Origin of the sequence: Methylobacterium sp., from assembly GCF_019750675.1 — a bacterium.
Classification (GTDB): Bacteria; Pseudomonadota; Alphaproteobacteria; order Rhizobiales; family Beijerinckiaceae; genus Methylobacterium.
In genome coordinates this window covers 1-12813 of sequence record NZ_JAIEOF010000030.1, presented here as the reverse complement: position 1 = coordinate 12813, position 12813 = coordinate 1, and the positions used below count along the sequence as shown (strand labels likewise).

General features: G+C 71.7%; 9 protein-coding genes. All 9 read right to left on the bottom strand.

Features of this window, described 5'->3' with window-relative positions; translation table 11 throughout:
• Positions 1 to 6 precede the first annotated feature (6 nt).
• Positions 7 to 1065 carry a toprim domain-containing protein gene (locus K2X24_RS01285; RefSeq protein WP_012778834.1) on the bottom strand — a complete coding sequence of 353 codons (1059 nt, stop codon included), beginning with the start codon at positions 1063 to 1065 and terminating at the stop codon, positions 7 to 9.
• Between the two features lie 25 nt (positions 1066 to 1090).
• Positions 1091 to 5446, bottom strand: coding sequence for a strawberry notch-like NTP hydrolase domain-containing protein (locus tag K2X24_RS01280; RefSeq protein WP_292493946.1), 4356 nt, complete (start codon positions 5444 to 5446; stop codon positions 1091 to 1093).
• A gap of 287 nt (positions 5447 to 5733) precedes the next feature.
• On the bottom strand, positions 5734 to 7980 hold the full coding sequence (locus tag K2X24_RS01275; protein ID WP_012778832.1) for a ParB/RepB/Spo0J family partition protein: 2247 nt from the start codon (positions 7978 to 7980) through the stop codon (positions 5734 to 5736).
• A gap of 119 nt (positions 7981 to 8099) precedes the next feature.
• Positions 8100 to 8558: a hypothetical protein gene (locus K2X24_RS01270; RefSeq protein WP_012778831.1), complete on the bottom strand. Its 459-nt coding sequence runs from the start codon at positions 8556 to 8558 to the stop codon at positions 8100 to 8102.
• An 86-nt stretch (positions 8559 to 8644) separates the two neighbouring features.
• The gene (locus K2X24_RS01265) at positions 8645 to 8908 is read right to left on the bottom strand and encodes a hypothetical protein (RefSeq protein WP_012778830.1); all 264 of its coding nucleotides are present in this window, start codon (positions 8906 to 8908) and stop codon (positions 8645 to 8647) included.
• Positions 8909 to 9499: 591 nt separating this feature from the next.
• Complete coding sequence (locus K2X24_RS01260) at positions 9500 to 10486, bottom strand: hypothetical protein (protein ID WP_012778828.1); 987 nt, start codon at positions 10484 to 10486, stop codon at positions 9500 to 9502.
• A complete protein-coding gene (locus K2X24_RS01255; RefSeq protein WP_012778827.1) occupies positions 10486 to 11505 on the bottom strand; it encodes a zincin-like metallopeptidase domain-containing protein in 1020 nt (339 codons plus the stop codon). Before K2X24_RS01255 ends, K2X24_RS01260 begins: the two co-directional genes overlap by 1 nt.
• Positions 11506 to 11673: 168 nt before the next feature.
• On the bottom strand, positions 11674 to 11922 hold the full coding sequence (locus K2X24_RS01250) for a hypothetical protein (protein ID WP_012778826.1): 249 nt from the start codon (positions 11920 to 11922) through the stop codon (positions 11674 to 11676).
• A 65-nt stretch (positions 11923 to 11987) separates the two neighbouring features.
• Positions 11988 to 12365, bottom strand: a complete 378-nt coding sequence (locus K2X24_RS01245) for a DUF736 domain-containing protein (RefSeq protein WP_012778825.1) — start codon at positions 12363 to 12365, stop codon at positions 11988 to 11990.
• Positions 12366 to 12813 lie beyond the last annotated feature (448 nt).

Genomic DNA, 12813 nt, shown 5'->3' with positions numbered 1-12813 from the left:
ACCGGATCAGGCCGCCGCCGCCTCCTCGAACCGGAGGTGGCTTACCGCGTGGTTCGGATCGAGCTGCGGCGCCAGATGCAGGGCGAGATCGCGCGGTCCGAGATGGCAGAGGTCGCGGTTGAAGTCGTCCTCGCAAGGGATCAGATCGCTCACCAGGATGCCCTCGGCTTCGGCGCGCCGGCGCAGGATCGCCGCCCCCCGCTCGCCGGCCTCGTCGGCGTCGCGGGCGATGTAGAGGTGGCGCAGGCCGGGAGGAAGGATCAGGGCGCCGAGATGCCCGGCCGAGAGCGCGGCCACATGCGGCACCGTGGGCATCAGGCGGTGGACCGACGCCACCGACTCGACCCCCTCCCCGGCCACCATGAGATCCACGACCGTGCCGGGAAAGCGCACGCCGTGGCCGATGAGGTTGCCGAGCGCCCGACGCGGTTTCGGGAGATCCGCCTTGCCGCGCCCGTCCGCGGCGAGCCAGGTCCGGCCGACGCCCATGACGGTGCCCGCGAGATCCGTGACGGCGGCGAGCAGGGCCGGGTGCCAGGTGTCCGGCCCCGGATGCTTGCGCGAGGCCCGGTACAGGCAGCGCGGATGGAACCGCAGGGCGGGCAGACCGAGCGCCCGCTCGATCCCGCGCGAGCGCAGATAGGCCGCCGCCGGACTGCCCGCGAGCGACCGGCCGTAACGCCACATTCGCCGCGCCGCCTCGGTCGAGTCCCGCGCCTCCGGGATCGGACGAGCCCGCTCCATCTCCGGAGGTGGGGGCAGGCTGAGAAACGCCCGCGCCTCGGCCATGGCATCCTTCCAGTCGCTGCCGCGCTGGAGACGGATCACGTCGAGCAGGTCGCCGTGCTCCCCGGTGGCGCCGTCCGCCCATTTGCCCCGGGCACCCTTGCCCCGGCTCGGGCCGGTGAGGCGCACGTACATCGACTCGCCCGGCGTGTTGAACGCATCGCCGACGCACCACCAGCGGCCGGATCGGGAGCCGTTGGAGAGGTAACGCCGGCAGAACGCCTCGACGTTGTCGGCGAGCTGGCGAGAGAGATCCGCGGCGGTGGGATGGGTCGGCATGGTCGGCCTCCGTCGGGTTCGCGTATTAAGCGTGAGCGGACGCGGCGACGCAACGCAGCAACGCATGGCGCTCGAACACCCCGGCCAGGATGGCGGCCCCGCGCTCGCCGGCCGGGATGAACAGGCGGGTGCGGTAGGCGATCACCTCGGCAAACAGCCCGATCGACTTCAGCCCGGCTCTGGCCCCCTCGCTCGCCCCGATCACCTCCACCCGATCCTCGCCCATCACGCGGGCTCGCTTGACCTGAAGCCCCCCGGCCAGATGCAGGCTGGCGCGCCCGCCGAGCACGGCGGCGAAGGCCTCGGCCGGGGCCATCGTCGCGCCGGCGCCGAGGTTGAGCCGCTCGCGGGTGACCTGAAGATCCTCGGGCTCGACCACCCGGCCGACGATGCGCTCGCCCGCGTCGGTGACGAGGCGGAACACCCGCATGTCGATGCCGGGCAGCCGGTCCCAGATCGGCAGTAGCAGCCCGGTGACCATGTAGAGGGTGCGTTCCTCGAACTCAGGCAGGCTCGCGAGTTCCTGGCGCCAAGCCGTCGCGAAGGCCTCCGGCGTCACCTCCTCGAACCGCGAGCGGTCGAACGTGTCCCGGTCGAGGATCTGGCGCTGGAGCGGGCGTACCAGCCGGACCCGCGCCACCACGGAACCATCCTCCCGGGTTTCGCTCGCGGCCTTGCCCATCAGCGCCGGCCGCCCGGACTTCGCGTTGACCATGGGCCGGTAGCCGTCGGCGACCAGGGCGAGGGCGTCGTCGAAGTCGAGCGGATGCAGCCGGCGCCGCTCGGCGATGGTCAGGAGGTGGGTGCGCGCGCCGCTCTCGGGATGGGTGTAGGCCACCTCGCGATCCGTGACCGTGAACGACTCGGCCGTCAGCACCTCGACGCCGACGTCGTAGACTCCGGCCGAGATCGCGCCCTCGATCACCAGGGCCAGCCGCTCCTCGAACGCCGCGAACAGGCGGTTCTGCATGGCGATGCGCAGGGCCAGCACCCGATTGAGGAAGCGGCCGATCGGCGGCAGTTCGTCGAGCAGGCAGCCAGCGTCGTTGACCAGGGACAGCCCGGTCATCGCCTCGAAGGTCTCGCGCGAGCAGCCCTCGATCTCACCGCGCACGATCGCCCAGTAGAGCTGGCGCAGGGCCGTGGCGGCGTAGTGGCCTTCCAGATTGTCCTCTGCCCGGAACAGGCCCTGACCGCCGGTCTGGCGCTGGCCGCGGGTGATCGCCCCGAGGGTATCGAGGCGCCGGGCGATGGTGGAGAGGAAGCGCTTCTCGCCCTTCACGTCGGTGGTGACCGGCCGGAACAGCGGCGGTTGCGCCTGATTGGTGCGGTTGGTCCGCCCGAGGCCCTGGACGGCCGCGTCGGCCTTCCAGCCGGCCTCGAGCAGGTAGTGGACGCGCAGGCGCCGGTTCTTCGCGCTCCGGTCGGCGTGGTAGCTGCGCCCGGTGCCGCCGGCATCGGAGAACACCAGGATCCGCTTCTCGTCGTCCTGGAAGGCTTGGGTCTCGGTCAGATTGGAGCCGGCCGGGCGGTTCTGGAGCACGAGGCGGTCGACGCCGTCCTTGCCCGTCTGGCGCACGATCCGGCGTGAGCGCCCGGTCACCTCGGCCACGGCCCCGGCGCCGAAGTGGTGGAGGATCTGGTCGAGGGCCGACTGCACGGGCTCGAGCCCGCACAGATGCTCGATCAGCCCGTCGCGGGCCTCGACCGCCTCGCGGCACTGGACCGGCCGCCCCTCGTCGTCGGTGACCGGCCGGGATTGCAGGTTGCCGTCGGCGTCGGTGTAGGGCTCGTAGAGCTGGGTCGGAAAGGCGTGGGCGAGGTAGTCGATCACGTACTCGCGCGGGGTCACGTCGACCTGAAGGTCGCCCCATTCCGACGAGGGGATTCCGGCCAGACGCCGCTCCATCAGCGCCTCGCCGGTCGAGACGATCTGGATCACCGCGGCGTGCCCGGCCTCGATCTGCGCCTCGATGTCGGCGATCAGGCTCGGGCACTTCATCGCCGTGAGCAGGTGGTTGAAGAAGCGCTGCTTGCTCGACTCGAAGGCCGAGCGGGCCGCCGACTTCGCCGCCCGGTTCAGCGTTCCCGACGTGCCGGTCACGCCCGAGGCCTTGAGCGCCGCGTCGAGATGGGTGTGGATCACCTGGAACGCGTCGGCATAGGCGTCGTAGATCGCCGTCTGCGCCGGCGTCAGCGCGTGATCGAGCATCTCGACCTCGACGCCGGCATAGGAGAGCGAACGGGCGGTGTAGAGGCCGAGCGCCTTGAGATCGCGGGCCAGCACCTCCATGGCGGCCAGGCCGCCCTGCTGCATCGCGCCGACGAAGTCCGTCCGGGCCGGGAACGGGAAGCTGCCGCCGCCCCAGAGGCCGAGGCGGTGGGCGTAGGCCAGCTTCTCGACCGTCACCGCCCCGGTGGCCGAGACGTAGAGCACGCGGGCATCGGGCAGGCGGTACTGGAGGCCGAGCCCGGCCTTCCCCTGCTGCGAGGCCTCGACCACGCCGCGATCGCCCGACCCGGCGGCGGCGTTGGCCAGCGCATGGGCCTCATCGAGGGCGATCACGCCGTCGAAGTCCGGCCCGAGCCAGTCGCAGACCTGATCGAGGCGCGAGCCCGCCCCGCTCCGGCTGCCGCCGCGCAGCGTCGCGAAGGTCGTGAACAGGATGCCCTCGGCGAGGGTCACAGGCTTGCCCGGGGCGAAGCGCGACAGCGGCACGATCTGGAGCGGCTCCTGGCCGAGATGACGCCAGTCGCGCTGGGCGTCCTCCAACAGGGCGTCGGACTTCGACACCCACAACGCCCGGCGCCGGCCCTGCATCCAGTTGTCGAGGATGATGCCGGCAACCTGGCGGCCCTTGCCGGCGCCGGTGCCGTCGCCGAGGAAGAAGCCCTGGCGGAAGCGCGCCGCGCCCTCGGCGTCCGCGGCGGCGGCCGTGAGGATCGTGCCGGTCTCGTCGATGGTCCAGTGGCCCGGCAGGTGGCGGTCATGGGCGGCGCCGGCATAGATCACGGTCTCGAGCTGGCACTCCGAGAGCAGGCCCTCGGTCACGACCGGCGCCGGCAGGCGCGGGGCGTGGGTCGGCCGTGGCAGCCGCACCGAAGCCATGGCGGTCGATTGGACAAGCGGGGTCGGATGAGGCTGGGCGCCCTCGATCCGCAGGGTCTCCAGCGCATAGGCCTCGTACAGGGCGGCCTCGGCCACCAGCGTCGCCGGCAGTTCCTCGATCACCGTGTAGGCGATCGGCGCGACGGCCTCGTCCGCGGCGGCGGGAGCCGGCCGCGGCGCCGTCGGGCGAGCGACGGCGGGCCGGCGGACCAAGCCGGGAATGGCGCTGCGCGGGGCCGGCGCGGGCGCCGGGATCGCGCGAAGCCGGGGCGGCAGCTCGGACAGCACGGCCTCGAGCAGGGCGGCGGGATCGGCGTACAGGCCGAGCGGAGTTGCCTGGGCCCCGGCCTCGCCCTCGGGCATCCGGTCGAATACCGACAGGCGCACGTCGACGGTGGTGCCGTGCTTGGCGTAAGCCCGACCCGACAGCCCGGCGGAGAACACCAGCCGGCCGCCGCGCTCGGCCATCGCCGCGAATGCCCCGGCGCTGGACGGACGATCCGGCCGGAACCCCTTCCCCGTGATGGCGACCAGGCGCCCGCCGGGGGCGAGCCGGGCCAGGGCCGAGCGCAGATGCGTGGCCGTGGCGTCGCGATACCGGCCCTCGACCCCCGCCGCGACCGAGAACGGCGGGTTCATCAGCACCACGTCCGGGATCACGTCCGCGTCGAGCCGGTCGTGGATCTGGGCGGCATCGTGCCGGGTGACGGCGTCGGCCGGAAAGAGTTGGGCGAGCAGGCCGGCACGGGTCGCGGCCAGTTCGTTGAGATGCAGGCGTGCCCCGGCGAGTTCGGCGTGAACCGCGAGCAGGCCGGTGCCGGCCGAGGGCTCCAGCACCCGCTCGCCCGGGCGAAGCCCGGCCGCGAGGGCGGCGACGAAGCCGAGGGCCAGCGGCGTCGAGAATTGCTGGAACGCCTCGCTCTCCTCGGAGCGGCGCGTCTGGGTCGGGAGCATCGCGGTGATGCGGGTGAGCAAGGCGAGCCGCGCGGCCGGGGTCGCGGCCTTGGCCCGGATCGCCGGCCAGAACCGGCGCAGGAACAGCACCTGGGCGATCTCGCCGGCCTCGTAGGCGTCCTTCCACAGCCAGAGCCCGTCGGCATCGCTGCCGCCGCAGACAGCTTCCATGGTCGCCCGCAGGCCCTCGGTGTCGATCGCCCCGCCCTGCGCGAGCCGGTCGGCGAGCCGCGTGCCGGCGCGGAACAGGGCCTCGGGCGCGGGCGAAGGCGCGAGGGCCGTGCTGTAGAGGTGCGGCGTGCGGATCGAAACGTTCATGGACGGCCTCCTGACGGGGTTCGGCCGACCCGCAGGACTTTCTCTGTCCAACTGTCGGCTTACTCCCGTCCGGCCTCCTCTCACTCTCGTGAACCGACCCGGTTTATTCAGCCTTGCGAGCGTGTAGCCATGACATCCGCCCATCTCTCACGGTGTTGCCGGGTTGTGTCGTTGACGAACCCCACGGCTTGCCCGTTGACCCCGACCCCGACGCGGTCATGCAGGACGCAATCGGAGATCGGGACCGAAACGGGCACGAATGCAGGGCTCGCGCCCGTCCCTGGCCCTCACTCGGCGGCGATGGCGTACCCCATGTCGGGATCTCCGTCGGCCGAGCCGTCTTCGCCGTCGAGGAAGGGCGGAAGCGGCTCGCTCGGCTCGGATGCGGCTTCCTCCACGGCTTCGCCGAGGAACGGCGGCAGCGCGACATCCTCAGTCGCCGTCGGCTTGTCGGATACGGCGGTCTCGCTCTGGCCGGCTGCCGGCTCGGCGCTCAAGCCGGGGGTGCGCAGCAGTTCGGGCAGCCAGCCGCTTCCGGCCATCAGCCGCTCGGCTTCGCGCGCCATGTCCCCCTTCTTGAGACCTTCGAGCAGGCGCGCGGTGTCCTCGCCCTTGGCCTCGCGGATGGCGGCGAGGATCCGGGTCTTGGTCACGCGGCCAAAGTAGTTGGCCGCCGTCGGCGTCCAGTCCCGGGTCATGTCGAGCCCGACGAGGTGGGCCAGCCGGTCGGCGTGCGGGAGCGCGTCGAGACGCCGGTCGTAGGGGCTGTGCATGGCGTTGACGCTCAAGCCCGCGCAGAGCGCGAACAGCTCGGTGCGCTCCTCCGGAGCCAGGGCGATCAGGAAGTCCCAGATCGCGTGGTGGTCCTCCGGCAGGCGCTTGGCCCAGGCCTCGCGCCGCGCATCGAGGGCGGTCGCCGGCCGGAAGGCGTCGAGGCCTTGCACGGTGTGGTCGACCCGGCTCGAGGTGGTCACGACTTCGAGGCAGGTGCCGGTGCGGTAGCCGAGGCCGATGACGCGGATCACCATGGCGTGCAGGACCGCGATGAAGGCGGCCTCGGGATCGTCGGCCAAAGCCTCGCGCAGGGCGATGGTGCGGTAGCTGGTCAGCTCGGTCCGGTGCTGCTCCGAGAGCGGCCGGTCGGCCTCCTCCGGTTCGGCCGTGGGGCTCGACGACGCCGAGCCGCCGCCGATGGTGATGATCGTGCGCATCACGCTCGGCTCCGGTCGGACGGTCCGCCCATCCGCCCCAGCCTCCGTGGAGCCCGCACCGATGGCGTCGGCCTCGGAGTCCGCCCCCGCCGCCGCGGCCTCACTCTCCGGGGCTGCGACGGGCTCGTCCTCCGGCCGGACGTAGCCGCGCCTCACCGTCGGTCGGCCATCGTAGTCGAGGCTGACGAAGGCCCCGGCGATCGCGATGTCGGCCGGGTCGTAGATGGTGGAGCGCAGCTCGTACTCGGCGATCTCGGCCTCCAGCGCGGCCAGCCGCTCGGCGACCTCGTCCGGGAGGTCGTCGCCGTAGCCGTACTCGTCGTTGAGCGCGTCGTAGCTGGCGACCGCGGCCTCGAAGGCCGCCTCCTCGGCCTCGCTCAGCTCGGAGCGGGTCCGCAGGATGCGCAAGCCGTAGGTGCGCCCCGTCATCAGCGACAGCGACACCTCGATCCACTTCCAGCCCTCCTTGGCCACCTCCGCGCCGACGGCAGCCAGCTTCTCCTCGGCCAGCCGGTCGAGCAGGGCCGCATCCTGGAACCAGCCGTCGCCGCGCTCGGCGAACAGGTCGCGCAGGACGGTGCCGCCAGCAGCCACGTAGGCCTCCTCGCCGACGAAGCGGGCGCGGGCATCCCCCACGCTCACCGTGCGATCGGTCAGGGCCTGCCGGATCGACCAGTTGCTCACCCCGCCCCGCTTGCACAGGGCCTCCCACACCTTGACCTGGCGCTCCTGGTCCTCGGTGACGGAGAACGCCATCAGGCATTCCAGGGTCAGCTCCCCGGCCGCATAGGCGTCGAGCAGCACCGGGCTGATCCCGGCCAGCCGCAGGCGCTGGGTCACGATCTTCTCCGACACGAAGAACCGGGCGGCGATGTCGGCCAGGGGCATACCGCCGTCGGCGAGCGCCTTGAACGCCCGGAACTGGTCGAGTGGGTGCAGGGCCTCGCGCATGGCGTTCTCGGCGATCGAGTCCTCGGTCGCGCTGATCGCGCTGTCGGCCGGGCGGACGATGCAGGGAACCTTCATGCCCTTGGTCATGCGCCGGGTCTTCACGAGGTGCTCGAGCGCGCGGAAGCGACGGCCGCCGGCCGGCACCTCGTAGCGACCGGTCTCCTGGCCCTGCTCGTCGAGGATCGGGCGCACGCTCAAGGACTGGAGCAGGCCTCGACGGGCGATGTCCTCGGCCAGGTCCTCGATGCTCATGTCCCCGGCCACCCGGCGCACGTTCGCCTGGCTCAGGGACAGCTTCTCGAACGGGATCGCGGTCGCCTCGGTCAGCGTGATCTTGGCGGCGGTCTTGGTGGTGGCCTTCGGGCTGGTCATGGTGGCATCGTCCCTGTGTGCGGGCGGCCGGGAACCTCTCTCCCAGCCTCGAAACCCTCACGCAGGCGAAGCCCCCCTCTGCCTCTGGGAGGGGAGCCGCGGGGCCGGGCCGAGCCGGATCAGGCGCTGTCCGCCGCCAAGCTCAGAGGCGGGACGGTGGCGGCGTCGGCCTGGCCGAGACGATCGATCAACTCGGCCAGGGTCTGACCGCCCTGGTGGCAGCGCCTCAGGGCCGCCAACGTCATCATCGGCGTGCCGCCCTCGTCGGCGGCTTCCTCGAGCGGCCCCGCCAGGCCAGGGCGCCAGTATTCCAGACCGGCCCCGAACTGCCCGACCTGGGCGACCCACGACCGATGCCAGGTCAGGCCGTGCGCCCGGCAGAAGGCGTCGAGGTCGGGGGTGTTTCCGAAATTCTGGAGGGCCTCGAACGTGATGCTGCTGCCCCTGGCCAGGGCGTCGCGGACCCCGATCTCGGCGTCCTCGAAATACGCTCCCGCCGCCTCGATCAGCGCCTCGACCGCCCCCTGCCCCCTCAGCAGCCCCCCGATGGTCACGGTGGTCATCACGTACTCGGCCATGGTTCACTCCTTCGCCGCGGCGATCCCGCACGGGCGAAGGGCCTCCCTCGTGCTCGGAGGGAGGCCGGATCGGTCTGCCGATCGTCTCAGAGCCCGCCCTGGGCGGCGCCTTCGGCCTCGCTGGGCGTGCAGTCGATCTTCGTCGCCGTGACTCCGGCCCAGGCAAGGTTGCGCAGGCCGATCAGGACCGAGAGGGCCTTCGGCACGTCGTCGGCGAGATGGGCGCGGGCCGCCTCGACCGACGCGACCGTACCGATGCGGGTCAAATGCGTGGCCGCCGCTTCGAGAACGGCGCAGCGATCCTGGACCGCAAGGTCGAGGGTCATGGTGAAGTGCGATGCCTGGGGCATGTCGGCCTCCTCGGGATCGCGGGACCGAGAGCCTCTCTCTCGGCCTTGACGATCCTTCTACCCGGCAAAGCTCGTCTCTGGCTCTTGGAATGAGGCCGGGCAGGCGCCTATCATGGTCGCGGGGCGGTACGCGCCGCCCTGGGGCGTGGAAACCCCATGACAAGCGGTTGGTGCCGGCCGTTGCGGCACCGGAATCCTTGACCCTTCGGGTCGGGGAGCCTGCGACGCATGTCCAGGCGCCCCGGTGCTAAAGGTCGTAGGGACCGTCTTGTCACGGTTTTCCAACTCCCCGGCTGTGGGTGGTCGAGGCTCGTTTGCGGGGGCGTACCGCGGACACGGGCCTGCGGTGGGGCAGCCGATGGAGCCGTCACAAGATCCCGCCGAAGCTCGTCCGCTGGATCTCACCGAGCTTGGAAGCGTCTACCTACAGATCAAGTCTGAGCACGACCAGCGCAAGCACGAGCCTTACTTTACTCGTTCATTGCTCAATTTAGGTCGTATTCTCGACATTCTTGGCTGGCGCCCTCCGGACAGCGCGCCCTCGGATTCAGGCACTTGATCCGCGCCTGCGCTACGATCATGAAGTGTCCGCTACGGCGGCGGGTTCGGCGATGGACCCGGGTACGGGCACGAGCCCGCGTCCTGCTTCGCCGCCATGGTAGCAACGCCTATTACATCGCCCGCCATCGGGCCCGGCGCCCGCTCGGACGGCGGATTTGGTTCTGGACGCAGGTCGCGATCGAACTGGCGCGCCTGGAAGGCCGGAAGATCGGCGTCAGCGCCAGTGACCGTTGGCGCTGAGCGCTCGATCTCCCGGCCGGGCCGACCGGCGATCGGGTCGATGCGCCGCATGACCACCGGCCGGGTGTCGGCAGCCCGGGCCAACCGGGTGATCCGGCGGAACTCCTCATCCGAGCAGGGGCCGCGCACCTCGATGTCGGCCCAATGCCCACTGCTCCCGACATGGCTGTCGCGCAGGCGATGGCTCGACGAGGTGTAGAAGCTCTCATTCGGCTCGATCAGCCGTACGCGCGTGGTCAGGAACAGGATTCCCGAGCCGAGATTGCCGCAGAACAGCCGCTCGTCGGCGCCGACGGTCTTCCGGCCACCGCCGACCGTGCGCTGGCCGATCTGCCGGAACGCCTCGGCGAAGCCCGCCGGGTTCGGCGTCGTGCGGGGATTCAGCGCGTGTGCCGCCCCCCAAGGCGGCCGCTCCGGATCGATCCGGCCGGTCGCGATCTCATGGAGCAGGGTGCCGAAGTAGCTCGGGTCGGCCGGATACGGGCAGACCCGCCACAGCGCCCGGATCGCGCGGCGCCGGGCGCCCTCGAGGGCGAACAGGCGGGCGCGGACCCGGCGCCAGGACGCGGCCCGCTGCCGGCGTCCCTCCTGCTGCTGGCGCTCCCACTGGCCGGTGCGGCGGACCATCTCCTCGGCCACACAGAGCTGGCGCTCGGCGATGGCCGGGGCGAACAGCGGCAAGGCTGCCTGCTCGCGCTCCCTCTTGCGCCGGTAGGCCGCGCGTTTGCGCGGCGTGTCCTCGAAGGGTGTGGGCCGGGGCCAGGACTTGAAGCGCATCAGGCCGCCTCCCGCTCGGGCTCGGCCGAGGCCGCTCCCTCCTCGCCGCCGTCGGCGGTAGCGCCATCGCCGAGGGCCAGATCGGCCGGAAGGTGACCGAGCAGCCAGTCGGCCGAGCGGCTGGCCAAGCCCGCCGCCTGGACGATGGCGCGGGGGTCCGAGCGCAGCACGTCCAGCCATGTGGCGATGTAGTCGGCGTGGCGCACGGTCGGAACGATCCCGAGGCTGGCGCAGACATAGGCCGCCGAGATCTCGGCCACCAACTCCTCGCGCGCGTACCCTTCGCTGCCGTAGCGGCCGGTGAAGTCGCGGGCGAGCCGATGGGCTGCTCCCGTCGCGTGGCTCATCTCGTGCGCCGCGGTCCTGTGAAAGTTCACCGGCTCGTGGAAGGCCTGCGGCGGCGGCAGGACGATCGCGTCGTCGGCCGGGCGGTAGAACGCCATCTGGCCGCCGAGATGGATGGTCAGGCCGCTGGCCTGCATCAGCGCGCGGAAACGCGGCTCGATCAGATCCTCGCGCGCGGGCGGGGGCGGAACGTATAGATCCTCCGGCAAGCCGTCGCACTGCGCCGCGTTGAACACCGTGTACTGCTTCAGGAAGGCGATCGAGCGCGCTTCCTCTCCGTTCTGCTGCGCCCGCTCGCGCTCCTGCTCCGGGGTGAAGCGGTCGGCGTAGACCACGGGCGTGCCCTTCTCGCCCCGGCGGACGCAGCCCCCGAGCCCGAGTGCCTGCTTGAAGGTAAGCCAGCGCTGGGTCGGGTAGGCCAGGGCGGTGCCGCTGGCCCAGAGCAACATCACGTTGATGCCGGAATACGCCCGGTTCGTCGCCGCGTTGCGCGGCATGCCGACGGCGGCGGTGCCGGGCAGATCGCCCCACGGCTGCACCCACGGCACCCGGCCCTGCTCGAGCTGGGCGACGATGGTGTCGGTGATGCGCTGGTACAGGTCGACGCGTGGGGCTGGAGCGGTGTCGGCGCGCGCGGAAGACGGTTTCCGGGATGAGGACGGGCGGCGGGCCATCGGCGGAGCTTTCGCGACGGGCGCCGGAGCCTCTCTCCGGCCTGATCTCCCGTCACCCCGCCCCGGCTCACTCCGACTCCGGCACTGCCTTTGCCGGGATTCATCCCGGCCTCATCCTCCAACCACCGCCGCGCCGTGCCAGGCGCGGCGGCGGCTGAGAGCTGCCCTTCAGGTCAGCTTGATGAGGGCCGCGAGCGCAGCGAAGCCCGCAGCAAAGCCAGCCGCGACGATGCCCCCGAGGCGCACCGTCATCTGGAGCGTCTGAAGCTCCATGGCGGTGCGCAGATCGTCCTTGGTGACGAGTTCGTGCATGATGAACTCCCGGGCCGCCTCGGCATGCGCATCGGCCTGTTTCGGCGAGATGCCGGCCGCGCGGAGGGTCTTAGAATATCCGAGCGTGTCGAAGGCGAAAGCCATTTCCGTGTCTCCGTGCGGCGTTGGAGCGGCCCCGCCCGGCCGGGCGGGGCGGCGATGGCCTCGGTTCAGTTCCGGCGACCGCGCGCGTTCGAGCGACCCTCGGAGCGGCTCTTCGAGGGCTGGTCGGATTTCGGGGTGGAGCGGGACCAGATCACCGAGTGGGTGCGGCCGTCCTCCTCCGCGAACAGGCCGGCGAAGAGCGGAGCCGGCAGGCTCGGATCGTCGATCTTGAGCGAGATGTAGTCCCGCCCCTCGCTCGAGCGCTTGGCCCAACCGGCGCCGATCTCCGCCTTGCCGAGGAAGATCCGGTGGGTCGGCGCGTGCTCGCCGCCGCGGCTCTCCTCCACGATCGCGACCTTGGTGGCCTGGATGGTCAGGGTGGTGATGCTGCCGGTGAAGCCGTTCTCGGTGCGGGTGAAGGTGCCGATGGTCGCCATGGTCATGATCCTCGTTCCGGTGCTCTCGGCCGCGCCGTCGGGGCCTCGATGGCGGTCGGTGAGCCGGAGGCGTCCCGGCGCCGCACCTGCCTTGGCAGGCCGCAGCGCAGCGGAGGACGGCGGGGGACGGGTTTGTTGTTCCGCGAGGAGCCGCCGTCAGGCGGCGGGGAAGAAACCCGGATCCCGCCGTTGCGGTGGTCCCGGGCGCCCCGGATAGACACGCCCATCTCAGAGGCCCACGGGCCGCGGCCGTGCGTCAGGACGCAGGGTGAACCCTGGCCGGCTCGGCTCGACCACACCCGGTGAAGCGCCGCCGCCTCGCTCCCGCACACCGTCCAACGAGTTCGACGCGTCAGAGGGAATCCGGTGTGACGCCGCTCTTGGCCACGCTGAGATTTGCAAGGCCTGCCGGGGTGCCGGCAAGACGGGCTTCGCGACGGCAGGCGCCCGGCTC

Excerpts from the sequence above, each read along its gene's own strand:
- K2X24_RS01285 (WP_012778834.1), bottom strand. The coding sequence starts at position 1,065 with ATGCCGACCCATCCCACCGCCGCGGATCTCTCTCGCCAGCTCGCCGAC.
- K2X24_RS01280 (WP_292493946.1), bottom strand. The coding sequence starts at position 5,446 with ATGAACGTTTCGATCCGCACGCCGCACCTCTACAGCACGGCCCTCGCG.
- K2X24_RS01275 (WP_012778832.1), bottom strand. The coding sequence starts at position 7,980 with ATGACCAGCCCGAAGGCCACCACCAAGACCGCCGCCAAGATCACGCTG.
- K2X24_RS01270 (WP_012778831.1), bottom strand. The coding sequence starts at position 8,558 with ATGGCCGAGTACGTGATGACCACCGTGACCATCGGGGGGCTGCTGAGG.
- K2X24_RS01265 (WP_012778830.1), bottom strand. The coding sequence starts at position 8,908 with ATGCCCCAGGCATCGCACTTCACCATGACCCTCGACCTTGCGGTCCAG.
- K2X24_RS01260 (WP_012778828.1), bottom strand. The coding sequence starts at position 10,486 with ATGCGCTTCAAGTCCTGGCCCCGGCCCACACCCTTCGAGGACACGCCG.
- K2X24_RS01255 (WP_012778827.1), bottom strand. The coding sequence starts at position 11,505 with ATGGCCCGCCGCCCGTCCTCATCCCGGAAACCGTCTTCCGCGCGCGCC.
- K2X24_RS01250 (WP_012778826.1), bottom strand. The coding sequence starts at position 11,922 with ATGGCTTTCGCCTTCGACACGCTCGGATATTCTAAGACCCTCCGCGCG.
- K2X24_RS01245 (WP_012778825.1), bottom strand. The coding sequence starts at position 12,365 with ATGACCATGGCGACCATCGGCACCTTCACCCGCACCGAGAACGGCTTC.